The sequence below is a fragment of the Corynebacterium sp. MSK047 genome (assembly GCF_030232285.1).
Lineage (GTDB): Bacteria > Actinomycetota > Actinomycetes > Mycobacteriales > Mycobacteriaceae > Corynebacterium > Corynebacterium jeikeium_D.
On sequence record NZ_JASPJI010000017.1, the window covers coordinates 41,619 to 68,355 of the forward strand.

Annotated in this window: 24 protein-coding genes; 22 read left to right on the plus strand and 2 right to left on the minus strand. The window is 58.9% G+C overall.

Going from position 1 to position 26,737, the window contains the following annotated elements; translation table 11 throughout:
* Positions 1 to 81: 81 nt before the first annotated feature.
* The 22 genes from rpoZ to secG all read left to right on the plus strand — a co-directional run bounded on the left by rpoZ (position 82) and on the right by secG (position 24,820).
* On the plus strand, positions 82 to 360 hold the full coding sequence (rpoZ, locus tag QP981_RS08105) for a DNA-directed RNA polymerase subunit omega (RefSeq protein ID WP_005510796.1): 279 nt from the start codon (positions 82 to 84) through the stop codon (positions 358 to 360).
* Between the two features lie 27 nt (positions 361 to 387).
* The gene (gene coaBC / locus QP981_RS08110) at positions 388 to 1,668 is read left to right on the plus strand and encodes a bifunctional phosphopantothenoylcysteine decarboxylase/phosphopantothenate--cysteine ligase CoaBC (protein ID WP_284857769.1); all 1,281 of its coding nucleotides are present in this window, start codon (positions 388 to 390) and stop codon (positions 1,666 to 1,668) included.
* Between the two features lie 118 nt (positions 1,669 to 1,786).
* Entirely contained in the window at positions 1,787 to 3,004 is a 1,218-nt protein-coding gene (metK, locus tag QP981_RS08115; RefSeq protein ID WP_048731861.1) for a methionine adenosyltransferase, read from the plus strand.
* A gap of 49 nt (positions 3,005 to 3,053) precedes the next feature.
* Positions 3,054 to 5,090 carry a primosomal protein N' gene (locus QP981_RS08120; RefSeq protein ID WP_284857768.1) on the plus strand — a complete coding sequence of 679 codons (2,037 nt, stop codon included), beginning with the start codon at positions 3,054 to 3,056 and terminating at the stop codon, positions 5,088 to 5,090.
* A 60-nt stretch (positions 5,091 to 5,150) separates the two neighbouring features.
* A complete protein-coding gene (gene def, locus QP981_RS08125) occupies positions 5,151 to 5,654 on the plus strand; it encodes a peptide deformylase (protein ID WP_016422719.1) in 504 nt (167 codons plus the stop codon).
* 94 nt (positions 5,655 to 5,748) lie between these two features.
* Entirely contained in the window at positions 5,749 to 6,723 is a 975-nt protein-coding gene (fmt, locus tag QP981_RS08130) for a methionyl-tRNA formyltransferase (protein WP_284857767.1), read from the plus strand.
* A complete protein-coding gene (locus QP981_RS08135) occupies positions 6,724 to 8,181 on the plus strand; it encodes an RsmB/NOP family class I SAM-dependent RNA methyltransferase (protein WP_224433703.1) in 1,458 nt (485 codons plus the stop codon).
* An 11-nt stretch (positions 8,182 to 8,192) separates the two neighbouring features.
* A complete protein-coding gene (gene rpe / locus QP981_RS08140; protein WP_070642965.1) occupies positions 8,193 to 8,861 on the plus strand; it encodes a ribulose-phosphate 3-epimerase in 669 nt (222 codons plus the stop codon).
* Positions 8,862 to 8,877: 16 nt separating this feature from the next.
* Positions 8,878 to 9,930 (plus strand): bifunctional diaminohydroxyphosphoribosylaminopyrimidine deaminase/5-amino-6-(5-phosphoribosylamino)uracil reductase RibD, encoded by a 1,053-nt coding sequence (gene ribD / locus QP981_RS08145; RefSeq protein WP_284857766.1) that lies wholly within the window; start codon positions 8,878 to 8,880, stop codon positions 9,928 to 9,930.
* Between the two features lie 69 nt (positions 9,931 to 9,999).
* On the plus strand, positions 10,000 to 10,587 hold the full coding sequence (locus tag QP981_RS08150; RefSeq protein WP_070653097.1) for a riboflavin synthase: 588 nt from the start codon (positions 10,000 to 10,002) through the stop codon (positions 10,585 to 10,587).
* Positions 10,588 to 10,598: 11 nt separating this feature from the next.
* Positions 10,599 to 11,861: a bifunctional 3,4-dihydroxy-2-butanone-4-phosphate synthase/GTP cyclohydrolase II gene (locus tag QP981_RS08155; protein WP_016422725.1), complete on the plus strand. Its 1,263-nt coding sequence runs from the start codon at positions 10,599 to 10,601 to the stop codon at positions 11,859 to 11,861.
* Entirely contained in the window at positions 11,862 to 12,344 is a 483-nt protein-coding gene (gene ribH, locus QP981_RS08160) for a 6,7-dimethyl-8-ribityllumazine synthase (protein ID WP_016422726.1), read from the plus strand. It abuts the gene before it with no gap.
* Positions 12,345 to 12,346: 2 nt separating this feature from the next.
* Positions 12,347 to 12,841: a PH domain-containing protein gene (locus QP981_RS08165; RefSeq protein WP_069358696.1), complete on the plus strand. Its 495-nt coding sequence runs from the start codon at positions 12,347 to 12,349 to the stop codon at positions 12,839 to 12,841.
* 29 nt (positions 12,842 to 12,870) lie between these two features.
* Entirely contained in the window at positions 12,871 to 14,919 is a 2,049-nt protein-coding gene (gene uvrC, locus QP981_RS08170) for an excinuclease ABC subunit UvrC (RefSeq protein ID WP_070642962.1), read from the plus strand.
* Positions 14,920 to 15,031: 112 nt separating this feature from the next.
* Positions 15,032 to 15,922, plus strand: coding sequence for an RNase adapter RapZ (gene rapZ / locus QP981_RS08175; RefSeq protein ID WP_005510809.1), 891 nt, complete (start codon positions 15,032 to 15,034; stop codon positions 15,920 to 15,922).
* A 23-nt stretch (positions 15,923 to 15,945) separates the two neighbouring features.
* Positions 15,946 to 16,893, plus strand: coding sequence for a gluconeogenesis factor YvcK family protein (locus QP981_RS08180; protein ID WP_070602594.1), 948 nt, complete (start codon positions 15,946 to 15,948; stop codon positions 16,891 to 16,893).
* Between the two features lie 191 nt (positions 16,894 to 17,084).
* Entirely contained in the window at positions 17,085 to 18,083 is a 999-nt protein-coding gene (whiA, locus tag QP981_RS08185) for a DNA-binding protein WhiA (protein ID WP_049190810.1), read from the plus strand.
* Between the two features lie 183 nt (positions 18,084 to 18,266).
* Complete coding sequence (gene gap, locus QP981_RS08190) at positions 18,267 to 19,271, plus strand: type I glyceraldehyde-3-phosphate dehydrogenase (protein WP_048731894.1); 1,005 nt, start codon at positions 18,267 to 18,269, stop codon at positions 19,269 to 19,271.
* Between the two features lie 110 nt (positions 19,272 to 19,381).
* On the plus strand, positions 19,382 to 20,593 hold the full coding sequence (locus tag QP981_RS08195; protein WP_016422732.1) for a phosphoglycerate kinase: 1,212 nt from the start codon (positions 19,382 to 19,384) through the stop codon (positions 20,591 to 20,593).
* A gap of 69 nt (positions 20,594 to 20,662) precedes the next feature.
* Positions 20,663 to 21,451 carry a triose-phosphate isomerase gene (tpiA, locus tag QP981_RS08200; RefSeq protein WP_016422733.1) on the plus strand — a complete coding sequence of 263 codons (789 nt, stop codon included), beginning with the start codon at positions 20,663 to 20,665 and terminating at the stop codon, positions 21,449 to 21,451.
* Between the two features lie 202 nt (positions 21,452 to 21,653).
* Positions 21,654 to 24,482, plus strand: a complete 2,829-nt coding sequence (gene ppc / locus QP981_RS08205) for a phosphoenolpyruvate carboxylase (protein WP_284857765.1) — start codon at positions 21,654 to 21,656, stop codon at positions 24,480 to 24,482.
* Positions 24,483 to 24,583: 101 nt separating this feature from the next.
* A complete protein-coding gene (secG, locus tag QP981_RS08210) occupies positions 24,584 to 24,820 on the plus strand; it encodes a preprotein translocase subunit SecG (protein ID WP_005510775.1) in 237 nt (78 codons plus the stop codon).
* 117 nt (positions 24,821 to 24,937) lie between these two features.
* On the opposite strand, the gene pgl is transcribed toward secG, so the two are convergent.
* Positions 24,938 to 25,705, minus strand: a complete 768-nt coding sequence (pgl, locus tag QP981_RS08215; protein ID WP_016422735.1) for a 6-phosphogluconolactonase — start codon at positions 25,703 to 25,705, stop codon at positions 24,938 to 24,940.
* Positions 25,702 to 26,718, minus strand: coding sequence for a glucose-6-phosphate dehydrogenase assembly protein OpcA (locus tag QP981_RS08220; RefSeq protein WP_016422736.1), 1,017 nt, complete (start codon positions 26,716 to 26,718; stop codon positions 25,702 to 25,704). The genes pgl and QP981_RS08220 overlap by 4 nt, the downstream gene beginning before the upstream one ends.
* Positions 26,719 to 26,737 lie beyond the last annotated feature (19 nt).

Consider the following 26,737-nt stretch of genomic DNA (forward strand, 5'->3'; position numbering starts at 1 on the left):
TCCAAGCAATGGTGTTTCTATTGCTACGACGGTTCCTATTGTCACCCCAGTAACTCACGTTCTATTGAGGAAAGATTTCTCGTGACCCAGGAAAATACCGCCACCGAGGCAGTGTTCGACCCGCCAATTGGTATTACCAATCCGCCGATCGATGAGCTGCTTGGTAAGGCTTCTTCGAAGTACGCTCTGGCTATCTTCGCTGCCAAGCGTGCACGCCAGATTAATGACTACTACCAGCAGATTGACGAAGGCATGCTGGAGTACGTTGGCCCGCTGGTTACTCCGGGGGTCGCTGAGAAGCCTCTGTCCATCGCTCTTCGTGAAATCAACGCTGGTCTGCTGGACCACACTGAGGGCTAGAGCATTTCCTTAAGGGGAGATATCTGTATGCATGCCGCCGGTAATGCTGACGTATCCGAATGTTTAAAGGTTGTCGTCGGGGTTGCCGGCGGCATCGCTGCATATAAGGCCGCACACGTTGTTCGTGGCTTCAAGGAACTCGGTCACGATGTTCGCGTCGTTCCCACCAAGTCCGCATTGAACTTTGTAGGTGCGGCTACTTTCGAGGCGCTGTCGGGGAACCCGGTGTCGACTACGGTTTTTGACGCAGTCGATGAAGTTCAGCATGTCCGGGTGGGGCAGGAGGCCGACCTCGTCGTCGTGGTTCCCGCGACTGCCGACTTTATGGCGCGTGCCGCACACGGGCGTGCCGACGACCTTCTCACCGCAACTTTGCTTGTGGCGACCTGCCCGGTGGTTCTGGCTCCTGCCATGCACACTGAGATGTGGAACCATCCAGCTACGCGCGATAATGTCGCGATTCTTCGTCGCCATGGCACTATTGTCCTCGATCCGGCCCATGGCCGTTTGACTGGTAAGGACACTGGTCCAGGTCGTCTGCCGGAGCCAGAGCAGATAGTTTCGCTGGCATTAGCGGCAGTCGAGAATCCGCGCCACTTCCGCCGCGACTTCGAGGGCGTGCGCTTCATGATTACTGCCGGTGGCACCCGTGAGGCTATCGACCCGGTACGTTTTATCGGCAACCACTCCTCAGGGCGTCAGGGCTTCGCGCTAGCTGAGATGGCAGCACAGCGTGGCGCTCAGGTCACTGTGGTGGCAGGACATACAGATCAGTTGCCGACACCGCTGGGCGCGAATGTTGTAAAGGTTGATTCCACTTTGGCGATGGCCGAGGCCGCCCACGAACACTCCAAGTTGGCCGATGTCTGCATTTTTGCCGCTGCCGTCGCCGACTTCCGTCCGGCATCGACCGCTGGGGCCAAGATGAAGAAGGGCGTCGCAGACGACGCTTTGAGCAGCATCCAGCTCGTAGAAAACCCTGACATTCTGGCTACCACTGTGGAGCGGCGTAAAGCGGGCGAGATTCCGGCAACCACGACGATGGTGGGCTTTGCGGCTGAGACCGGCGACGAGACGACGACGCCACTCGAGCTTGCGAAGCAGAAAATTGTGCGCAAGGGCTGCGATTTGCTCATGTGTAACGACGTCTCAGGTGGGCAAACTTTCGGTGCGACGGACAATGTCGGATGGTTGCTGTCTCTCGATGGCGAGCAGTGGGACGTGCCGCGAGGCTCAAAGTTCTCGGTAGCCGGTTCGATTTTGGATGTAGTCTCCGAGCTGCGACAGGAACCTCAGCCAGCGGAGTAGCCGGTGCCTACTACGGCGACTGAACCGCTTGGTCTATAATTATCGAATCAAACGAAAACCCACGCCGCAGCGACATCGCAGGGCTGGGGAAATGATCTAGAAGAAAGTTGTACTGCTCGTGGCCTCTAATCTTCGGCTGTTTTCCAGTGAATCTGTTACCGAGGGGCACCCAGATAAGATTTGCGACTCGATTTCGGACTCCATCCTTGACGCTATGCTCGCGCAGGATTCTGCATCGATGGTCGCCGTTGAGACTGTGGTGACTACCGGTTTAGTCCATGTTGTTGGCGAGGTTCGCACGAAGAGCTACGTTGACATCCCTGGAATTGTCCGGAGTCGACTGAAGGAGATCGGTTTCGATTCTTCTGAAAAGGGCTTTGACGGCAAGACCTGTGGCGTCTCCATTTCGATCGGTGAGCAATCTTCAGACATCCACGACGGTGTGCACACTTCTCTGGAAGCACGCAGCTCTGGTGGCGAAGTCGAAGCAGAAGATCTCAAGGGCGCTGGCGACCAGGGGCTGATGTTCGGCTACGCTACCAACGAAACTCCGGAGTACATGCCGCTACCGATTGCGCTGGCACACCGCCTGGCTCGCCGCTTGACGCAGGTACGCAAGGAAGGCATCGTCCCATCGCTTCGACCGGATGGTAAGACTCAGGTCACCTTCGCTTACGACGAAGACAATAACCCGGTGTACTTGGACACTGTTGTGGTGTCCACGCAGCACGACCCGGATGTGACCCAGGAGTGGATTACCGAGCAGATTAAGACTCACGTAGTCGATTGGGTGCTCGACGACGCTAACTTGCGCGAGCGCTTTGTTACCGAAGAATTGAATCTGCTGGTCAACCCGTCTGGCCAGTTTATTATCGGTGGCCCGATGGGCGATGCCGGCCTGACCGGCCGCAAGATTATCGTCGACACTTATGGCGGTATGGCTCGTCACGGTGGCGGCGCATTCTCGGGTAAGGACCCGTCAAAGGTGGACCGCTCCGGCGCCTATGCCACCCGTTGGGTTGCGAAGAATGCCGTGGCCGCAGGTCTGGCTGACCGCCTGGAGATTCAGGTCGCCTACGCTATCGGCCGCGCTCGCCCGGTAGGCCTTTACGTCGACTCTTTCGGCACCGGTCACGTTTCGGACGACGCCATCCGCGAAGCTATCAACAAGGTCTTCGACCTTCGTCCGGCCGCTATTATTCGTGACCTGGACTTGCTGCGCCCGATTTATGCGCAGACCTCCACCTACGGTCACTTCGGCCGAACTGATTTGGACCTGCCGTGGGAGCAACTCAACCGTGTTGAAGAGCTCCGTGCAGCCGCTGGCCTGGGATAAACACCACCCGCCAGCATGACCCTGGGTTGGGGAAGTAGAGTAAGACTCTATGACCGACGCCCCCTTCGCACCCGCCGCCGCAGCTGAGAAGCTGCCAGTCGCGCGGGTGCTTCCACTTTTGGGGCTGCCGCAGTTGGATCGCCCCTTCGATTACCTGGTTCCGCGCGCGCTAGCGGAAGAAGCGGTCGTCGGTTGCCGCGTGCGAATTCGTTTTCACGGCCAATTGGTCAATGCGCTGGTACTGGAGCGCTGTGCCACGCCCACTCACGACGGCAACCTGTCCTATCTCAAGGATGTCATCAGCACTGAGGTTGTCTATCCGCCACAGCTTCGACGGTTGGTGGATTCTCTGGCGGAGTATTACGGCGCAACACGCTCAAACATCATTCGCTCCGCCATCCCAACCCGCCATGCACGGGCCGAACGTGCCCGCAAGGAGAACATGCCCCCGACATGGGAGGAGTTGGGAAAGCTTGCCACCGAAGATCCGGACCTTTCCGCTTGGGGCAACTATGTCTTCGGCGAATCCTTTGTCGATTCCGTCCGCAAGGGCGCCCCGGCACGCGCAGCGTGGCAGCCAGTTCCAGGGGAACAGGTGGCAGCCATGCTCGCCGCGCTCAGCGTTTCGGTCGCCCGCGATGGTGGCGGTGTTCTCATCATTGTGCCGGACGGACGCACGCAGGCACGCTTCGAGAGCGCTTTTCGCGAGCTCATTTCTGCCCGTCAGCTCACTCTTCTCGGGGCTGGCCTCGGGCCCGAGTCCCGCTATCGCCGGTACCTGGATATCCTGCACGGCCAGGGGCGCATAGTCGTCGGAACGCGCTCGGCAGCGTACGCCCCAGTGCAGAATCTGCGTTTAGCAGTGATTGTCGATGATGGCGATGACAACCTCGTAGACCCCCGCGCACCCTACGTCCACTCTCGCGAGGTGCTGGTCACGCGAAGTGCGCAGGAGGGATGCGCTCTTATTTTTGCATCGTATAGCCGTACAGCAGAGGTGCAGCTGCTGGTCTCCTCAGGTTGGGCGCACAATCTGGTTGCAGGCGCCGACGCCCTGGCTGAATCCATGCCGGAGATGATTGCCTCCACGGACACTTCCGAAGACCCGGATGACGTCAGTAGGGGACGCCTTCCTGCCATCGCTTTTCGACGGGCAAAAGCCGCGCTGCGCGAAGAGCTTCCGATTCTGGTCCAGGTACCCCGCAAGGGATATGTACCGACATTGTCGTGTCGTTCCTGTGGTGCTCCTGCGCGCTGTCGCTGGTGTAACGGTCCACTGGGAATTCCACCGTCCGATAACCCGGACGATCCGGCGCCGCCGACCTGTCGGTGGTGTGGCCGCATCGACATCCACCACCGTTGCCATAGCTGCGGTTCCACCAAGATTCGGCCAGTCGTGGTCGGCAGTGAACGTACGGCGGAAGAGTTTGGTCGTATTTTCAGTCCATTCCCAGTCGTCGCTTCCTCTGGCGAACGGATTGTTGACGACATTCCCGAAGGCCCGAGGGTCGTGGTGGCCACGCCGGGAGCCGAGCCTTATGCGCCGGAGGGCTACGGAGCAGTGATGCTGCTGGACACTTGGGCGATGCTCGGCCGGCAGGACTTGCGCGCTCATGAAGAGGCCTATGCGCATTGGTCTCGAGCTGTCACGCTTGCGCGCCCGCGGGAGCGAGGAGGGGCAGTGGTTATCGATGCGGATGCTGCAGTCCCGACTGTGGCCGATCTTCTGGCATGGGACGCGGTAGGCGCTGCGAACAGGGAATTGGCCGACCGTACAGCCGCCGCTCTGCCTCCGGCCTTTCACGTGGCAGCGGTGGACGGGACTGAAGAGGGCCTGCGTAACTTCATGGAGTCCCTGGAGGTTCCATCGGGCGCGGAAATCCTGGGGCCGGTAGACCTTCCCCGCAACGCCAGACCACCAGCAGGCGTGGAACCGGGTACACCTATTCAGCGGATGTTGGTGCGCTGTGACCGTCGGCAAGCACGGGCGGTGGGAGCGGCGTTGAAGGCAGCACAGGTCGTTCGAGCGACCAGGAAGGACCCGACGCCGGTGCGCGTTGTCGTCGATCCGATTAATTTCGGCTAGCTGCTAAAATGAGCGCGTTATCGCTTGATTCACACCAGTTTTCTTGGAGGCTCTAAGTTCATGGCAGTTCGTGAGGTACGTCTTTTCGGCGATCCGGTGTTGCTGTCCAAGGCGGATACCGTCACTGATTTCGACGCGACGCTGTCGCACCTGATTGATGACATGTTCGACACGATGGACGAGCAACAGGGCGTCGGGCTCGCGGCAAACCAGGTCGGTGTGCTGCAGCGCGTTTTCGTCTACGACTGCAATGGCACCCGCGGGCACATCGTCAATCCGGAATGGGAAGCCATCGGCGACGAGACTGTCCACGAAATCGAAGGATGCCTATCTATCCCGGGTATTAATGGACCCGTGACTCGACACGCACGTGTGCGCGTTACTGGCCAGGATCGCCACGGCACACCGGTGAGCTTCGAAGCTGATGATTTGCTGGCTCGCTGCGTGCAGCATGAAAGCGACCACCTGGACGGTGTGCTGTTTTTGAAGCGTCTCGAGGGCGACGAGCGCAAGACCGCGATGCGTTCTCTGCGTGAGCAGGACTGGTTCCTCAACCGCGGTTAACTCACCTGCGCCTAGCCCCCTGGGTGTGGCGCCCCGAGTTTCATCACTAGATTAACTAGAACAACTAGGTCCACCAGGAAGGAATCCACTTACTGTGCGCCTGATTTTTGCCGGAACCCCGGAACCCGCTGTCGTTGCCCTGAAGAAGTTGCTCGAAGACTCCCGTCATGACATCGTCGCTGTTCTCACTCGCCCCGATGCCCGCCGTGGCCGCGGCAAGTCGCTTTCGCCCTCGCCGGTGAAGGCTCTGGCCTTGGAACACGACATTCCCGTGCTCACCCCGACGACCCTGCGCGATGGGGAGATCCAACAGCAAATCCGCGAACTAAATGCCGATTGCATCCCGGTGGTCGCCTACGGCAATCTCGTGCCGGAGGATTTGCTCGATGTACCGACGCACGGCTGGGTCAATCTGCATTTCTCGCTGCTTCCTTCTTGGCGAGGTGCCGCGCCGGTGCAGGCAGCTATCGCCGCTGGCGACGAGGTCACGGGTGCCAGTACCTTCCGGATTGAAAAGGGCCTGGATACCGGACCAGTTTTCGGTACCGTCACCGAAGCGATTCGCCCGACCGATAATGCCGACGACCTCTTGACCCGCCTGGCATACTCCGGCGCGGATCTTCTAGCCGCCACCATGGACGGCATCGAAACCGGTGCGTTGCGTCCGACCGCTCAGCCAGAACAGGATGTCAGCTACGCCGCTAAGTTCGGGCCGGAGGATGCCCGAATCGTTTGGACTCAGCCGCGACATCTTCTTGACCGCCGCGCTCGTGCATTCACGCCTGCCCCAGGTGCGTGGACGACTCTCGACGGTGCACGTTTGAAGGTCGGAGAGCTCACCCCGCTTTCCGACGAGGACAGCGCCGCGGTCGACGAGGTGCGAAAGGCAGCTGCTCCGGAGGCGGCAGCCGCCACACCGGGTGAGTTGGTAGTGGAGAAGCACCGAGTATCTGTGCGTTGTGCCGATGGCTATGTGCAGCTGGTGAAGGTGCAGCCACAGGGTAAGAAGATGATGGATGCGTCCGACTGGGCGCGAGGTAGCCAACCCGGCGGAAAGGTCTGCGAGTAAATGGGCAACGACAAACCCCGCCACACCGGTGGCGGACGGCAGCGCGGCAACCGCAGCGGACAGAACCGCAATGACCGCAACCGTAACCGTGACAACAGAGGTGGGGACAATCGCGGTGGCATTGACCAACCGCGCAAGGTCGCACTGAAGGTACTAGCCGACGTTCGCGAGAATGATGCTTACGCGAACCTGCTGCTGCCCAAGTTGCTGAAGGCACACAAGCTCAAGGGTCGGGATGCTGCTTTTGCAACTGAGCTGACGTACGGCACACTGCGGGCGGAAGGCCTGTTGGATGCCGTGATTGAGGCATCGTCGTCACGCCCGTTAAACGATATTGCTGGACCGGTGATGGATGTGTTGCGCCTGGGCACGTACCAGCTGCTGCGTACGCGCGTCGATGCCTACGCGGCGGTCGATACCTCGGTGCGGGCGGTGGCGAAGGTAGCGGGACCTGGTGCGCGCGGCTTTGTCAATGCCATTTTGAGGAAAGTTTCCTCGAAGACCGAAGGCGAATGGGTGGCTGAGGTCGCGCCGGATCCTGCGACCGATCCGATTAGCTACGTAGCGATGAAGCATGCCCACCCGCGCTGGATTGCGATGGAGTTTGCCCGCGCACTCGGTGCACAAGCCGGTGAGCTGCAGCAGGCACTCGCTGCCGACGATGCGCGCCCGTTGGTGCACTTGGTCGCTCGTCCGGGCGAGATTACTGCTGAGGAATTGGCACTGATCACCGGCGGTGAAGAGGGACCGTGGTCGCCGTACTGCGTGCGCTTGGATTCCGGTGCCCCAGGAGAATTGGAGCCGGTCCGACAGGGCTTGGCTGCGGTGCAGGACGAGGGTTCTCAGCTCATTGCGCGTGCCGTCACCATGGCACCCGTTGCCGGTGAAGACAGCGGCCGCTGGTTAGATTTGTGTTCCGGCCCCGGTGGTAAGTCAGCTTTCATCGGCGGCATCGCAGCTATTGAGGGCGCGAAGCTCGACGCTGTTGAGGTATCTGCGACTCGCGCAGAACTGGTGAAGAAGGCCACGGCCGGGCTGCCAGTGACTGTAACCGTTGCGGATGGTCGCGATACCGGGCTGGAGGCAGGCTTTGACCGCATTTTGGTAGACGCGCCGTGCTCTGGTTTGGGCTCGCTTCGCCGTCGCCCGGAAGCGCGCTGGCGGAAGTCGCCGTCCGATCTGAACTCCTTGACTGCGCTGCAGTTTGAACTGCTCAGTGAAGCTGTGCGTCTGGCACGGCCGGGTGGCATCATCGTCTATTCCACGTGTTCTCCGCATCTGCGGGAAACCAGGGGCATTGTCGATAGGGCAGTGACGGAATTGCCGGTGACGGAGCTGAATGCACACGAGTTGGTAGCGCCGATGACTGATGTCGGACCGTATCCATCTGTGCAGATGTGGCCACACCGCCACGGTACCGATGCGATGTTCTTCTCAGTTTTGCGCAAGAACGACTAGGCTCAGAGGTTATGAGCGCACCAATTATTGCCCCGTCCATTCTCGCTGCTGACTTCGCTCGCCTCGACCGCGAGGTTGAGGCTGTAGCCAATGCAGATTGGCTGCATATCGACGTCATGGATGGCCACTTCGTTCCCAACCTGTCCTTCGGCGCTCCGGTGCTGGAGGCCGTAGCTGCGGTGACGGACAAGTACTTGGATGTCCATCTCATGATTGAGAACCCGGAGAAGTGGGTCGACACCTACATTAAGGCGGGGGCGAGCTCCGTTATTTTCCATGTGGAAGCCGCCGACGACGCCATCGCACTGGCACGCCACATTCGTTCCCAGGGCGTGAAGGCCGGGTTCTCGCTGCGCCCGGGTACCCCAATTGAGCCGTGGCTGGATCACCTCGCCGAATTCGACGAGGTGCTGGTCATGAGTGTCGAACCCGGTTTCGGGGGCCAGTCCTTTATGCCGGATCAGCTAACCAAGGTCGAGAAGCTGCGTCAGCGCATTGATGCCGAAGGTCTGGATACTCTGATCGAGATTGACGGTGGTATCTCCGCCAAGACCATCGAATCCGCTGCCGCCGCCGGTTGCGACGCCTTCGTTGCAGGGTCGGCCGTTTTCGGCGCTGATGATCGTGCGGCGGCTGTCGATGAGCTGCGCGCATTGGCCACTACTGCTGCAACTAAGTAGACGGCGGTGAAGCACGGTGGCACAGTTTCCGGATCTCGTCTCCGCACAGCCGCTGACTGACGCCCAAGCTATGGCATTGGCCATAGAAGCCGGCCAGCGAGTTCGAGGCACCACCTATCCCAATCCACCGATTGGTTGCGTCATCCTCGATACCGCAGGGATTGCGGTAGGAGTGGCCGGAACTGAGCCGGTAGGTGGCCGACACGCAGAGCCACAAGCATTAGAAATGGCGGGGGCACGAGCTCAGGGCGGTACTGCAGTGGTCATACTAGAGCCGTGCAATCATATCGGCCGTACACCACCGTGCACCGAGGCACTTGCGGCAGCCGGAGTTTCCCGCGTCATATTTGCGGTCGCCGATCCTAATCCCGTGGCCGCTGGCGGCAGCGAGTGGTTGCGATACAAGGGAATCGACGTGGTCGAGGAGTTCCAACGCAATCGTGTGGCGGATGGCTATCTGCGTCCATGGTTACACTGGCAGCGCACTCGGCGCCCACACATCACGCTGAAGACGGCGGGCACGCTGGATGGTTTCGCCGCCGCTACCGACCGCACCTCGCAGTGGATTACGGGGGAGCAGGCGCGGGCACGGGTACATATCGATCGTGCACGTCGGCAAGCGATTGTCGTCGGAACGGGAACAGTGCTCGCTGACAATCCGCGATTGACCGCGCGCACACCAGACGGCGAGGAGCTGTCAACGCAACCCCTGCGCATCGCGATCGGCACCTCGGAGGTCGCCGCCGATGCGAATATCCGCGGCGATAACTTCCGCCACATTCGCACTCACGATGTGGAAGTGGCGCTGGAGACAATGGCGGATATGGGACTTATTGACGTGCTGGTAGAAGGCGGCCCACGGCTCGCCAGCGCTTTCTTAGAAGCCGATGCTGTCGACGCGATTGAGTCTTACATTGCCCCGGCGTTTCTCGGAGCTGGTCTGCCGGTGACATCGGCCAACCATGAGACCACCATCACTGACATCTCGCGCTTTCGTACCGTCGCGGTCGAGACTCTGGGAGATGACATTTTGATTACGGCTCTCCGCAGTGGCAAAGATCGCGGGTAGACCGGCTAGAGTTAATTTTGTAAAAATCTTTCAATTTATAACAAACGGTAAAGGATTTTCCTGACCACTATGTTTACGGGAATTGTTGAGGAACTCGGCGAAATTCGCGAAATCCACCGCGAAGCCGATTCCATTACTCTGACCATTCGCGCGACCACCGTGCTTGACGACGTGCACCACGGTGATTCCATTGCTGTCAATGGCGTTTGTTTGACCGTCGTGGAGTTTGGCGATGATTTCTTTACCGCTGATCTCATGCAAGAGACTCTGGTTAGGTCGAGCCTCGGCCAGGTTGAGGTCGACTCCAAGGTCAACCTCGAACGTGCAACCGCAGTCGGTCAACGCCTCGGCGGCCATATCGTGCAGGGACATGTCGATGGCACCGGCGAGGTTATTTCGCGCACGCCAGGGGAGCGCTGGGAAGTAGTGCGGATTTCGCTGCCGGAGCATCTCTCCAAGTATGTCGTGGAAAAGGGCTCAATTGCCGTGGATGGTACTTCGTTGACCGTCTCTGCAGTAGGCGAGGGGTTCTTTGAGGTCAGCCTGATACCGACGACGCTGACGGACTCCGTTATTGGTTCGACCGCGGTAGGCGCCAAGGTCAATTTGGAAGTCGATGTGCTAGCCAAGTACGTCGAGAAAATGTTGGAAAGATAAGCTACAAGACTGTGATTAAGTTCGATTCTGTAGAGCGGGCCATTGCGGACATCGCAGCCGGTAAGGCCGTGGTCGTCGTCGACGATGAAGATCGTGAGAACGAGGGCGACATCATCTTCGCCGCCGAGAAGGCGACGCCTGAACTTGTTGCCTTTATGGTTCGCTATTCCTCTGGTTACATCTGCGCGCCGTTGACCGCCGAGGACTGCGAGCGTCTGAATTTGCCACCGATGGTGTCAGAGAATGAGGATGCCCGCGGTACCGCATACACAGTGACCGTGGATGCCAACACCGGTACGACCGGTATTTCCGCCACAGATCGTGCGAACACCATTCGTACTCTGGCTGACCCCACGTCGAGCCCGCACGATTTCACCCGACCAGGACACGTGGTTCCGTTGCGAGCTCGCGATGGAGGCGTCCTCGTCCGTGCCGGCCACACCGAGGCTGCGGTCGATCTCGCCCGCCTGGCAGGGCTCCGTCCTGCCGGCGTGCTGTGTGAGGTTGTCTCCGAGGAAGACCCGACCGGTATGGCGCGCGCGGAGGAACTGCGTCGCTTCTGCGACAAGCACGATTTAGCGCTGATCTCCATTGAGCAGCTGATCGAATACCGTCGCCACAACGAGCACTTGATTGAACGCGTTGTCGAAACCAAGCTGCCGACCGACTACGGCGAGTTCCGTGCCATTGGGTACCGGAGCCTTATCGACGGTGTTGAGCATGTCGCTCTCGTTGTGGGGGATGTGTCTTCCAACGATGGTCAGGACGTCCTCGTGCGTGTGCACTCCGAATGCCTCACTGGCGACGCACTGGGATCTCGCCGCTGCGACTGCGGTCAGCAGCTGCACAACTCCATGCGCATGGTTCACGAAGCGGGGCGTGGCGTCATCCTCTACATGCGCGGTCACGAAGGCCGAGGCATTGGTCTGATGCCGAAGCTGCAGGCCTACCATCTGCAAGATGAAGGCGCTGACACCGTTGATGCCAATCTTGCGCTCGGTTTGCCGTCGGATGCCCGTGAGTACGGCACTGGTGCACAGATTCTGCAGGATCTTGGAGTCACCACTATGGCGCTGCTGACGAACAATCCGACCAAGCGTGCCGGCCTAGGTGGTTATGGACTAGAGATGAGCCGCCGGGTACCGGTGCCAGTTGAGGTCAACGAGGATAACTTGAAATACTTGTTGACAAAGCGCGAACGCATGGGCCATGAGCTCCCTTGGTTGGATGAGTACATGGAGACCCACGGCATTTCGACAGAAGGAGCACAGTAGATGAGTGGCGCAGGTCTTCCTGAAATTTCCGTTCCCGATTCCACTGGTGTGACCGTCGGTCTGGTCACCTCTCACTGGAACGAGGAGATTACTGGGCAGCTTCGTCGTGAAGCGCTGTCCCAGGCCGAGGAGGTCGGCGCTGTAGTCACGGATGTGACTGTCGTCGGTGCTCTGGAGATTCCGGTTGTGGTGCAACAGCTCGCGCGAACTCACGACGCCGTGGTGGCGCTGGGGTGCGTTATCCGCGGTGGTACGCCGCACTTCGACTATGTCTGCGACTCGGTGACTGAGGGCCTGACGCGGATCGCACTGGACTGTGAAACGCCAGTTGGCAATGGTGTGTTGACCTGCAACACTGAACAGCAAGCAATTGATCGTGCCGGCGGTGAGGGCGCCGCGGAGAATAAAGGTCGCGAGGCCATGGCCGCAGCGCTGCACACCGTCGCAGTGTTGAAGTCCCTTCGTGAAGGTGGAGCTGAGTAAGAATGGGTAACTCCGAACGCCACAGCAATTCGACTGCCGTCGACACCGGTAGCGAAGACAAATGGCTGTTGGAAATCACCTCGCAAAAGCTGCGTCTGTGGGCGATTATCGCTGCAGTTGTGGTTTTCGCTATCCATATCTTCATGGGTATCGTGGTGGACTTTGGTAACACCGGAGCTTCGGTGACCATTATTGACCAGCTGGCTTTCCCGATGATTGGTTTGATCATCGCCGGGGTGATTCTGCTACTGACTCGGGCTCGCGTTCGCGTCAATGCCAGGGGCGTGGAAGTCCGCAATCTGCTCAATGCGAAGTTCTACCCGTGGGTCGATATCTACGGCCTGAGTTTTCCAAAGAAGTCCCGCTGGGCTCGCTTGGAGCTGCCTGACTTTGAGTTTGTGCCGATGCTCGCGATCCAGTCGGCCGACGGCAGCCGCGTCGTGGAAGACATCCGCCGGTTCCGTGAACTTGAAGACAAGTTCATGCCGGAGGACTAACCCAAGGACACGTTTTAAGGACACCGTAAGTGACTGACCCTTCTCAGTACCGTCCCGCCCCCGGCACCATTCCCACGGAGCCGGGGGTGTACCGTTTTCTCGATTCAACCGGGCGCGTTCTCTACGTCGGCAAGGCGAAGAATCTCCGTGCGCGTTTGTCTAACTATTTCCAGGACTTAACTCGGCTTCATCCCCGCACCCGCCAGATGGTGCAGTCCGCTTCGAAGGTGACGTGGACTGTCGTCCACAATGAAGTCGAAGCGCTGCAGTTGGAGTACACCTGGATCAAGCGCTTTAATCCGCGGTTCAACGTGATGTACCGCGACGACAAGTCGTATCCGATGTTGGCCGTCAGCGTTGGAGAGCTGTACCCGCGGCTCTTTCTCTACCGAGGACCGCGCCGGAAGGGCGTGCGTTATTTCGGGCCTTATTCACACGCGTGGGCTATCCGAGAAACGCTCGACTTGCTTACACGAGTTTTCCCAGCCCGCACCTGTTCAAAGGGAGTCTTCAACCGGCAGCAAGCCCTGGGGCGGCCCTGTTTGCTCGGCTATATCGACAAATGCTCGGCGCCTTGTGTCGGCCGTGTCAGTGCCGAGGAACACCGCGAAATTGTCCGTGGTTTTACCAGCTTCATGTCGGGAAATACGGGCCCGGTCACGAGGCGCTTAAAGAAGGAAATGGAGGAAGCTGCCGGCGAGTTAGACTTCGAGCGCGCCGCTAGTCTGCGCGACAACCTCGCTGCCATCGACAAGGTCATGGAGCGGCAGTCAGTCGTGCTTTCCGACGCCGCCGATGCCGACTTTATTGCGCTAGCAACCGACGAACTGGAAGCGGCCGTGCAGATTTTCCATGTTCGGGCGGGACGTATTTACGGTCAGCGCGGCTGGGTAGTGGAGAAGTCCGGCGAGTACGCGACTACGGAGTTTCGAGAGGGAGAAACTGACCCCAGCTTGGGTGGGCTGCTAACGCAGTTCCTGACACAGTTCTATGGCGACGCCGCCAAGCACGCGGATGTCGACGGCGATGAATCAACCACTGCCGCCCAGGTTGTGCCACGCGAAATTCTCGTTCAGGCCACGCCCGACGAGCTTGACGAGGTTACTGCATTTTTGGCCGATATTCGTGGCACTAATGTGGATATTCGCGTCCCACAGCGCGGTGACAAGCGGACGCTCATGGAGACCGTGCAGAAAAATGCAGCTGAAGCGCTGCGCCAGCACAAGCTAAAGCGAAGTGGAGATCTAACTACTCGATCGCAGGCTCTCTCCGAACTTCAGGACGCGCTGTTTATGGATGAAGCGCCGCTGCGTATCGAATGCACTGACATCTCGCATATTCAGGGCACCGATGTGGTGGCCTCGTTGGTGGTCTTCGAGGATGGATTGCCCAAGAAGTCCGACTACCGCCGCTACCGAATCAAAGATGCAGCGGGTGACGGTCGCTCGGACGACGTCGGTTCTATCGCTGAGGTTGTGCGCCGTCGTTTTCTGCGCCATAACGAGGACAAGCTCGCCATGCCCGATGATGCAAGCGAGATGTTCGTCGAAGAGACGACTGATGCCGTCGATGAGCAGTCGCGGAGTAACCGCAAGTTTGCCTACCCGCCACAGTTGTTCATCGTCGACGGTGGTGCACCGCAGGTCGCAGCCGCACAGGCGGTCCTCGATGAACTCGAGGTCACCGATGTGACGTTGGTGGGGATTGCCAAGCGCTTAGAAGAGCTGTGGATTCCCGACGATGATGAGCCGCTCATTCTGCCGCGTAATTCGGAAGCGATGTACCTAATCCAGCGAATTCGTGATGAGGCGCACCGCTTTGCCATTAATTATCACCGCCAGCAGCGATCTAAACGCATGCGCTCGTCGATGCTTGATGGCATTAAGGGGCTGGGGCCAGCACGCCGCAGTGAGTTGGTCAAGCACTTTGGTTCCGTTGCGGCGCTGAAGAAGGCCAGCGTCGAGCAGATCGAAGAAGTGGCTGGTTTCGGGCCGATGCTCGCGAAAACTGTTTACGATTACCTCCATCCAGACGAGAAGTCGTCAGAACCAAACTCGGATGTCGGTCCGGGAGAGTAGGCGTAGAAGTAGGTAAACAAGTGGCTAAAACCGCACTTGAAACAGTGCTAGGGGGTTTACTTCCGCTAGTAAAACCGAGAGCGGTTGGGCGGAATTGTATTAGAGTGATGGCATGATTACTTCGGGTTATTCCCCTCAGGCTGAAAAGTCACTTGTGTTGATTACCGGCATGTCCGGTTCCGGACGCAATACGGCCGCCAGCGTCTTGGAGGAGATGGGCTGGTATGTCGCAGACAACCTGCCCCCGGAGTTGATTATGCGCATGGTCGAGTTGTCGTTTGAAGCGGACTCTCCAGTAGAGCGCCTCGCTATCGTCACCGACGTGCGCTCGCGCGCGTTCGCCGGCAGTTTGGGGGAGGTGCTCGACGGACTCCGCAATGAGGGGCGCCAGCCCTATGTCATCTTCTTTGATGCCAACGACGACACCCTCATCGCCCGCTACGACTCTGTCCGCCGCACCCATCCGCTGCAGGAAAATGGCACGCTTTCACAGGGTATTGCCGCTGAACGTCAGATGTTGCTGCCAATAAAGGGCATGTCGGATTTAGTAGTGGATACCTCTGACATGAGCGTGCACGATTTGCGCCGTGAGTTAGAGCATCAGTTGTCGGATACCGCTAGCAAGATTCAGCAGATCACCATCGAATCTTTTGGGTTTAAGCACGGTGCGCCGCGCGATGCCGACATGCTTTTCGACGTCCGTTTTCTCCCCAATCCCTATTGGGTACCTGAGCTGCGTGCGGGCCGCGGTACCAATAAAGCCGTGGCCGACTACGTGCTGTCCCAACCTGAGTCTCAGGGGTTTTTGGACAACGTCACAAACTTGATTGAATTGGTTTTGCCCGGGTATCGCCGTGAGGGCAAGGGTTTTATGACTATCGCTGTGGGATGCACCGGAGGCCATCACCGAAGTGTGGCCATGTCGGAGGCGCTGGCTAAGAAGCTCGAGGGAGTTTCCGGGATCAACGTCAACGTCGTCCACCGCGATATTGACCGCAACTAGCGGTTTTCGTGGAGGTGTAGAAATTGACATCAATTACCAGTCTGGGTGGCGGTCATGGTCTATTTGCCACGCTGAGAGCTGACCGTCAGGTTGCGGACCATGTCACTGCGGTGGTCACTGTTGCCGACGATGGCGGATCCTCGGGTCGCCTTCGTCGTGAGCTGGGGCAGATTCCCCCTGGAGATCTTCGCATGGCACTCGCCGCGCTTTCCGCAGATACGGAAAAAGGCGATCTGTGGGAAAAGACACTGCAGCACCGCTTTGGCGGAACTGGCGCACTGGCAGGGCATGCGATTGGCAATCTGATTATCGCTGGACTCACCAGTGTGATGGGAAATGAAGTCGACGCCCTTGACGAAATCGGCCGGTTGCTGCAAATCCAGGGTCGCGTCGTGCCCATGTCGCCAATCCCGCTAGAGATTGAGGCCGAAGTCGTAGGCCTGGAGCAGGATGCCCGCGTCGTGCGCCAAGTCCGTGGCCAGGTCGCTGTGGCCACGACGCCTGGCCAGGTGCGCCGAATCCGGCTGATTCCTGAGACTCCGCCGGCATCCGAGGAGGCCATTGAAGCTATCCTCAATGCTGATTTGGTGACGCTGGGTCCGGGTTCGTGGTTCACTTCGGTTCTGCCACATCTGCAGGTGCCCGGGCTGCGGGACGCTCTGCAAGAAACCAAGGCCACAACCGTGGTGGTGCTGAATCTTGTCGCCGAGCCGGGGGAGACCGCCGGTTTTTCTTCCGAACGGCACATCCACATGCTCACGCAGCACGCACCTAATTTGAAGCTCAATTACGTGCTTGTCGACGACAACACGCCGCTCGCGGATACCGAACGAGAATACCTGCAGCGAGCGGCGGATAGCCTAGACGCGCAGGTTGTCTTCGCCGATGTGCAAGAAGTTGATGACCACGGAGCTCTGACGGGTCGGCATTCGCCGGAGAAACTAGCTGTCGCACTTCGTCAGTTCCTCTAAAGCGTCCGGCCAATCGAGGGTTTTTATGCACTCTCCTGCGAGGATGCAACAGACAATCAACTAATTGCCACTCGATTGGTACCGGATACTATCCTTGAGGTTTATTGCTAAAGCTCAAATGGGGTTAATTTCACCTAGATTAACCAGGCCCAAACCCAGCTCGTACACATGAAATGAGGATGGACAGCATCGTGGCATTGACGGCGAAGGTCAAAGACGAACTAGCCCGCGTGTCAGTTTCGCAGGAAAGCGCTCAGGCAGCGGAGATTGCGACCCTGTTCCGCTTCGCAGGAGGACTCCACCTGGTGGCAGGTTCGATTGTGCTGGAGGCTGAGTTGGATTCCGGCGCTGTCGCACGCCGCCTGCGCTCCATGCTGGCCGAACTCTACGATGTCAAAGCCAGCCTCAATGTCTTGTCTCCCGGTGGCTTGCGAAAGACCTCGAAGTACATCGTGCGGGTAACCGATGGCGCGGAGCTCGTCGTTAGGCAAACTGGCCTGATTGACTCTGCAGGACGTCCCGTACGTGGGCTACCACGCAAGCTGATCATGGGGCAGAAAATTGATCAAGAAGCTGCATGGCGGGGTGCTTTTTTGGCACATGGTTCACTGACTGAGCCGGGGCGTTCCTCAGCTTTGGAAGTCACTGCTCCTTCTGCTGAAGCGGCACTCGCATTGGTGGGATGTGCTCGTAGGCTCGGAATTACGGCTAAGAGCAAGGAGAATAAATCCCGCGGTGGCGATCGCGTAATCATCCGGGAGGGCGATGCAATCGGTGCGCTGCTGACGCGAATGGGAGCCCAGACTACTCGCCTGCAGTGGGAAGAACAGCGTATGCGTCGTGAAGTGCGAGCGACGGCCACCCGCTTGGCAAACTTCGACGATGCCAACCTGCGGCGCTCGGCTCGTGCGGCCGTTATTGCAGCAGCGCGAGTAGAGCGTGCTTTAGAGATTCTCGGTGACGATGTACCAGACCATTTGGTGTCTGCAGGACAGCTGCGCATCGAGCACAAGCAGGCTTCACTGGAAGAACTTGGGCAGCTGGCCAATCCGCCAATGACCAAGGACGCCGTCGCAGGACGCATCCGCCGTTTGCTCTCCATGGCGGACAAAAGAGCAAACGAACTCGGAATTCCCCCCACAACTGCAGTCGTTACAGACGAACTTTTTGACAAAGAAGTTGACGAGTAAAGCACCTGTTATGCCTAGTCAGGTGCGTAATTTTTGATAAATCTCCGTTTATTTGGGATTTTCGCACCAAACCACCGCTGCGCGAATGAAAAACCCAACGTACACTTCTGTAGTGAACCTGTTGGAGCGCAATCAGCGCCCTGACAAGTGGCATCGATTCGCCAATCCATTAAGGAGATTATTGTGACGGTTCGTGTAGGTATTAACGGTTTTGGTCGCATTGGCCGCAACTTCTTCCGCTCCCTGCTCGCTGCAGGCGCTGACCTGGAAGTCGTTGCTGTAAACGACCTCACTGATAACAAGACCCTGGCTCACCTGCTCAAGTACGACTCCATCATGGGCAAGCTTGACGCAGAGGTCACCTACGACGATGAGTCCCTCACCGTCAACGGCAAGCGCATCGCGGCATACGCTGAGCGTGACCCGAAGGACCTGCCGTGGGGCAAGCACGAGGTCGACATCGTCATTGAGTCCACCGGTTTCTTCACCGATGCCAACGCTGCCAAGGCTCACATCGAGGCTGGCGCCAAGAAGGTCATCATCTCCGCTCCGGCTAAGAACGAAGACGCAACCTTCGTTGTCGGTGTTAACCACACTGACTACGACCCGGAGAAGCACAACATCATTTCGAACGCTTCTTGCACCACCAACTGCCTGGCTCCGATGGCTAAGGTCCTGGACGACAAGTTCGGCATCGAGCGCGGTCTCATGACCACCATCCACGCATACACCGGTGACCAGCGTCTGCACGACGCTCCGCACAAGGACCTGCGTCGCGCCCGCGCTGCTGCTCTGAACATTGTTCCGACCTCCACCGGTGCTGCAAAGGCAGTCGCTCTGGTTCTGCCGCAGCTCAAGGGTCTGCTGGACGGCTACGCACTGCGTGTTCCGACTCCGACCGGCTCTGTCACCGACCTGACCTTCACTGCGAAGAGCGAGGTCACCGTCGAGTCCGTTAATGCTGCCATCAAGGAAGCTGCTGAGGGCGAGCTCAAGGGTGTTCTGGGCTACAACGAGGACCCAATCGTTTCCAAGGACATCGAGGGCGACCCGCGTTCCTCTATCTTCGACGCACCGCTGACCAAGGTCATCGGCGATCAGGTCAAGGTTGTCTCCTGGTACGACAACGAGTGGGGCTACTCCAACCGCCTCGTCGACCTGGCTGTCTACGTCGGTGAGCGCCTCTAATAACTCACCTGGTTAATCCCAGACCCCGAACGGGCCGGGGTGGTTGTGCCTGAGTAGGGCACGCCACCCACGGCCCGTTTTTTACACACTTTCACAAGGATTTCATTGAGATGACTGTTAAGACTGTCAAAGACCTGATCAACGAAGGTATTGAAGGCCGTTACGTCCTCGTCCGCTCCGACTTTAACGTTCCGTTGAAGGACGGCGTTATCACCGATCCGGGTCGAATCGATGCTTCGCTGCCCACCCTGTCCGCGCTTGTCGAGGCCGGTGCCAAGGTCGTTGTTATGGCTCACCTGGGTCGCCCGAAGGGCGAGGTTAAGTCCGAGTTCTCCCTGGCCCCGGTCGCTGAGGCGCTGTCTGAGCGCCTGGAGCAGTACGTCGCGCTCGCCGGTGATGTCTCCGGTGAGGACGCGCACGAGCGCGCTAATGGCCTGACCGAGGGCGATGTACTCTTGTTGGAGAACGTCCGCTTCGATCCGCGCGAGACCTCCAAGGACGAGGCAGAGCGCGCCGAGTTCGCAGCCGAGCTGGCTGCACTTGTTCCGGACGGAGCATTTGTTTCTGACGGTTTCGGTGTTGTTCACCGCGCCCAGGCTTCCGTCTTCGACATCGCTAAGAAGCTGCCGCACTACGCCGGCAATCTGGTTCAGGCTGAGCTTGAGGTTCTGCGCAAGGTTGCAGAGACCCCGGAGAAGCCGTACACCGTCGTGCTCGGCGGTTCCAAGGTTTCCGACAAGCTGGGCGTTATTGAGGCTCTCGCGCCGAAGGTTGACTCCCTGGTCATCGGCGGCGGCATGTGCTTCACCTTCCTGGCTGCCAAGGGCTACGCCGTTGGCGCATCCCTGCTGCAGGAAGAGATGATTGACACCTGTAAGGATCTCCTGGACCGCTACGGCGATAAGATCGTTCTGCCAACCGACGTAGTTGTGGCTGACAAGTTCGCTGCAGACGCTGAAAACAAGGTGGTAGACGCCACCGAGATTCCGGAAGGCTGGATGGGCCTGGACATCGGACCGGCTTCCGCCGAGGCATTCGGCAAGGTGCTCGCTGAGTCCAAGACTGTGTTCTGGAACGGCCCGATGGGCGTGTTCGAGATGGAGGCTTTCGCAGCTGGCACCCGCGAGGTTGCACAGGCCATCATCGATGCCACCACTAACAACGGTTGCTTCTCCGTCGTCGGTGGCGGCGACTCCGCAGCGGCAGTACGTACTCTGGGGTTGAACGAGGACGGCTTCAGCCACATCTCCACCGGTGGTGGCGCTTCGCTGGAGTTCCTCGAGGGTAAGACTCTGCCGGGCGTCTCCGTCCTGGAAGACTAAGATTTTTCCACCACCGGATTTTCATCGCTTAAAAATCCGCTAGTTGATAGGGAAGTGAATTCCACCACTATGGCACGTACACCATTTATTGCTGGTAACTGGAAGATGAACCTGAACCATCTCGAGGCTATCGGTGTGGTGCAGAAACTCGCGTTCGCTCTGCCGAAGGAGTACTACGACAAGGTTGACGTCGCTGTCATCCCGCCGTTTACCGACCTGCGTTCGGTCCAGACTCTGGTTGAGGGCGATAAGCTCGGCGTCACTTACGGCGCGCAGGATGTCTCAGTCCACGAGTCCGGCGCTTACACCGGCGAGATTTCCGCATCGATGCTGGCAAAGCTCGGCTGCACCTGGGTCGTCGTTGGTCACTCCGAGCGTCGCGATATGCACGCAGAGGACGATGAGCTGGTCGCAAAGAAGGCCAAGGCAGCACTGCGCGAGGGCATGAACCCAATCGTCTGTGTCGGCGAGCCGCTGGAGGTCCGAGAGGCCGAAGAGCACGTCGATTACGTTGTCTCTCAGGTCAAGGGATCCCTGGCTAACCTGACCAACGCTGAGCTGGCCAAGACCGTCATCGCTTACGAGCCGGTCTGGGCTATCGGCACCGGTAAGGTCGCATCGGCTGCAGACGCTCAGGAAGTCTGTGCAGCTATCCGCGAGACCGTCGCTGAAATTGCGGACGAGAACATCGCAAAGGAAATGCGCATCCTCTACGGTGGTTCCGTCAAGGCCGAGAACGTCGCTGAGATCGTCGGCAAGCCCGATGTCGACGGCGGCCTCGTCGGTGGCGCTTCGCTCGACGGTGAAGCATTCGCGAAGCTCTGCGCACTTGCTGCAGATGCCGCTCAGAACGCCTAAGTGCATATAAATTCAGAACAACTGATAAGATAGGCGCCATGCGCGACCCCGGATTGGTTTTATTGATCCTCATAAAACCGATTCGGGGTTATTGCCTTTAGGCGGACTCAACCCAGGCACACCGACTGGCAATGTTTTAGCGCAATACATTTCCCGAGGCTTTCTACTTGGAATGCCCGGCAATTTTCAAAGGACGTGCTCAATGAACGAACAAGTACATCGTGACACTGACCGACACACTGCAAGCAATGAGCAATCTTCATCGACCGCTACCGCGAAGCAGCAGGACTTGCTCTGGGAGGATATTCGCCACCTGGGTCGAATTCTTGGGCAGGTAATCCGCGAGCAAGAGGGTGACGAGGTCTTTAACCTGGTCGAAAATGCTCGCCGCGCAGCCTTCGAACTCCATCGTGGCGATGGCGACATCGAGAAGCTCACCGGCCTCTTCCGCGATATTGACCCGGCCGAGGCAAGCCCGGTCATCCGTGCTTTCACGCACTTCGCACTTTTGGCCAACCTCGCTGAGGATTTGCACGAGGAGCTGGGCATCGAGGCCTCTCTAGATGCTGGCGATCCGCCGAAGGACTCCACACTGGAGGCAACATGGCAGAAGCTTCGCGACGCCAAGGTTTCCAGCAGCGCCATTGCGGACATGATGGACCACATTGAGGTCGTCCCGGTTCTGACCGCACACCCAACGGAAACTCGTCGTCGCACAGTGTTCGATGTGCAGAAGCACATCACGGCCGCAATGCGTCGCCGCCACGAGATCCAGGCAGCCCCGTTGAATGCACGTACCGCGGACCGACTTGCTGAGATTGATGCCGATATCCGTCGCCGTATCCTTACGCTGTGGCAAACGGCTCTGATTCGCATGAATCGCCCGGATATTCGCGACGAGGTCGAGGTTGGTCTTCGCTACTACCAGCTTTCTCTGCTGGAAGCTGTGCCACAGATTAACCGAGACGTCGTCAAGCACTTGCGTCAGCTCGGCGGCAACAAGTTGCCGGCTAACCCAACGATTCGCATGGGTTCGTGGATCGGCGGTGACCACGACGGCAACCCATACGTGACGGAGGAGACGCTGCGCTATGCCTCCGATAGGGCGGCGGGTACGATTCTGCGTCACTACTTCTCGCAGTTGCACCTGCTGGAGCGCGAGCTCAGTCTCAGCGACCGCCTGACCAAGGTCACCGTGGATCTGGTCGCTCTGGCCAGCCGCGGCCACAATGACGTACCTAACCGCGAAGATGAGCCGTACCGTCGTGCGGTTCACGGTATCCGCGGTCGCGTGGCGGCAACAGCGGTGAACTTCTTCGACGAGTCCATCATCGAGGGCGACTGGTCGGAATTCACTCCGTATGACAGCGCCGAGGAGCTACTTGAAGAGCTCTCGATTATCGACGACTCACTGCGGTCCAGCCACGATGACCTCATCGCCGATCACCGCCTGCGCGATCTGATTGATTCAGTCGAAGTATTTGGTTTCCACCTCTACTCGATTGATATCCGCCAGAATTCGGACTCTCATGAGGAAATCCTCACCGAGCTGTTCTCCGCTGCCGGTGTGGTGGACAACTACGCGGGATTGAAGGAAGCCGACAAGGTCGAACTGCTGACCAAGGAACTGCAGTCCTCCCGTCCGCTGGTTTCGACTTCCGCAGATCTTTCCGAAGCTACGGCTCGCGAGCTAGGCATTATGCGTGCGGCATCTCGTGCGGTGCGCAAGTACGGTCACGACGCGGTACCGCACTGCATCATTTCGATGTGTACATCGGTCTCCGACCTGCTGGAGCCGATGATTCTGCTCAAGGAAGTCGGTCTGATTCGCCCGAATGGCTCCCAGCCGACCGGTTCTGTTGACGTCATTCCGCTGTTCGAAACCATCGAAGACCTGCAGGCTGGTGCCGACGTGCTGCGTGCTGCGTGGGACATTCCGGTCTACCGCGCATACGTGTCCGCACGCGGAGATCTGCAGGAAGTCATGCTCGGCTACTCCGACTCCAACAAGGATGGCGGGTACTTCGCTGCAAACTGGGCGCTTTACGACGCGGAGGTCGCAATCGTGGCAGCCGCGAAGGACAACGACATTCGCCTGCGTCTCTTCCACGGCCGCGGAGGTACTGTCGGCCGTGGTGGCGGTCCGTCCTACGAGGCAATCCTGGCGCAGCCGTCGGGTGCAGTCCAGGGGTCCGTGCGTATCACTGAGCAGGGCGAGATTATCTCTGCAAAGTACGGTCACCCTGCAGCGGCACGCAGGAACCTCGCCGCGCTGGTTTCGGCAACGATTGAGTCGACTCTGCTCGATGTTGATGATCTGAAAAACCCAGCTCGCGCCCACCAGATTATGTCGGAGATTTCCGACCTGTCTCGCGAGGCCTACTCGAAGCTCATGCACGAGGACCCGGGCTTTATTGACTTCTTCACGTCGTCGACCCCGGTCGATGAGATCGGCAGCCTGAACATCGGTTCGCGTCCGACCTCACGCAAGCAGACCCAGACCATTTCTGACCTGCGCGCAATTCCGTGGGTACTGTCCTGGTCGCAGCAGCGTTCTATGGTGCCGGGCTGGTTTGGTGTCGGCTCTGCACTGCAGGAGTGGATCGGCGAAGACGAAGACGGTTCCCGCCTGGCTGAGCTCCGTCAGCTCAACGAGATTTGGCCGTTCTTCAATTCGGTGCTGTCGAACATGGCGCAGGTCATGTCCAAGGCTGACCTGAACCTGGCGCGCGCCTACGCTAGCCTGTGCCAAGATAAGGCCGACGGTGAGCGCATCTACGGCATCATCAAGGCTGAGTTCGACCTGACTTTGGAGATGTTCCTGAAGGTAACCGGGTACAAGCACCTGCTGGAGGACAACCCGCTGCTCAGGCGCTCGGTGGACATGCGCTTCCCGTACCTTATGCCGCTGAACATCATCCAGCTGGAGATGCTGCGTCGCTACCGTGCCGGCGATAATCGCGACAAGGTGCGTCGGGGCATTCAGCTGACCATGAATGGTCTGGCAACTGCACTGCGCAACTCCGGCTAGGAATTCGCCTAGGGATACGGCTAGGGATACCTAGCCAGCGGCGCAATTGCGCTAGTATAGTTGGAGTTCTTAAAGAAGCGACGTTTCAAAAGGAAGTGCGCGTGTACCTCGCCATTCAGATTGTCCTGGTCATCACATCCATCCTGATGACGCTGTTCATCCTGCTCCACAAGGGTAAGGGTGGCGGACTGTCCAGCCTCTTTGGTGGCGGCATGCAGTCGAATCTGTCTGGTTCGACTGTGGTGGAGAAGAACCTTGACCGCGTCACTATTGTGACCGTGATTATCTGGTTGCTCTGCATTGTCCTGTTGCTGCTGTTCAATACTTTCGGCTGGTAGGTTCCGCACGCAGCACGCCCCACCGCAGGCCTTTAAGCAATAAAAATTCCCGTCGATAGCATTTCGCTTATCGACGGGAATTTGCTGTTTCTGGGCTGTTAGCGGTGAAGCGGAAGCCTAGAGCTGCGCAGCCGCAGCATCGTCAACAAAGACAACGGTTTCCTGAACACCGCGAACCCCGGCCGCCGGCCACTGCGCTGGGTCGTCCTGCTGAGCGATAGCTGCAATTGCCTCAGCCTTTTCGCCGCCCGCTACAAGTAGCCACACACGCTGAGAGCTGGCGATGGCCGGCATCGTCAACGTGATGCGGGTCGGCGGTGGCTTCGGGCAGTTATGCACGTCCACGACCAAGCGTTCCTGCTCAGCCAGCGCTGCGGTATGTGGGAAAATCGAGTTGATGTGTCCCTCTCCGCCCATACCAAGAAGGTGAAGGTCAAAGCCATTTGGAGCCTTCTCCCGAACGATAGCTTCGTAGCTTTCGGCGGCCTCCGTGGTGGTCACGCCGCTGTCGGCAGCGGCAAACTCGAAGATGTTTTCCTCCGGCACGCCGACAGGGGACAAGAGACGCTTACGAGCAGCCAACGCATTGCGATCTGCCGAGTCGGCAGCGACAAAGCGTTCATCTCCGAAGAACACCAGGACTCGGTTCCAGTCGATGTCTCCGGAATCGTCGGCAAGCGCACTGAGCAAAGCGGTACCTGCGCCGCCACCGGTGAGAACGACGCGTACGAAACCGTCATCGGTGACCGGAGAGGCGTTGCCATGTAGGACGGCGACAACCGCATCGATGAAGCGCTGACGTGCAGCCTCGACGATGCCCGCCTGGTCAGCGGCGCGGTGGAACTGAGGGGCAGGGACGGTATTCGACGCGTTATCGGTGGTCACTTGTCAGAGACTCCTGGTTCGTTAGCGAAGCTAGTTGTTGTGGACGTCGGAGGTTGCATTCCCACCGTGTGAATCTGGCTGAGGCCACGCAGGGCACGTCCGTAGGCAGTATCGTGGTCGAGGTGACGCAGCTCCTCTGCCAAACATTCGGAGCGTGTTGGACGCGATACTGCAACCTTGAACGGGGGCTTTTCTCCGTTGGTGACCGATGCAGTGGTGGCGCTTTCAATATCGATACGCAAAGTCTGGCCATTTTCACGCTCAAAGGCGACGGAGGTCACCGGTGGCTTGGCGCGGCCCTTTTCGTCCACCGGAATCTTCTTCTCACCGGTGGAGTAACGGTTGACCGGCAGCCCCAGGCGATCTGCCAACCAGCCGGCGGCGACCTCGACCGATGGCGAGTCTTGTGGGCCGTAGATGGACACGGAGGTCACCGGCGAGTGCGGCGGCAAGTCGAAAGCGGATGCCAACACACCGCGCCAGTTCGTCAGCCGCGACCAGCTCAGGTCGGAATCGCCGGGCGTGTAGCCCGTACGGCGCGTGTAGATAGCGTTGCTATTCGGGTCACACAGTGAATCGGTGATACGGCGCTGGGCAATTCGGCCGATTGGTGTCGCCGCTGGGACCTGCGGCGCCTCAGAAGGCCACCACGCCACGACCGGCGTATCCGGCAGCAGCAGGGGAGTCACCACAGAGCTGTGGTGCTGACCAATCTCTCCGGACATGTGCATAACGACGATCTCAGCGGCACCGGCATCACCACCGACGCGGAGTTCCGCGTCAAGGCGATTGTCCAGGCGTGGATCATCGGAGACCAATACCAGCACACGGGATGGGTGCTCGCGGGAAACGGAGTTGACCGTGGAAATAATGTTTTCCAGGTCGTCTTCGCTCTTGGCCAAAACAATCAAGGTGAGGACACGTCCTGTGGTGACAATGCCGCCCTGCTCTCGAAGCTGCACCAACTGACGAGCAATGCTCGCGGTGTCAGTATCTGGCAAATTGACGATCATGAAAGTGTTCTTTCTGTCA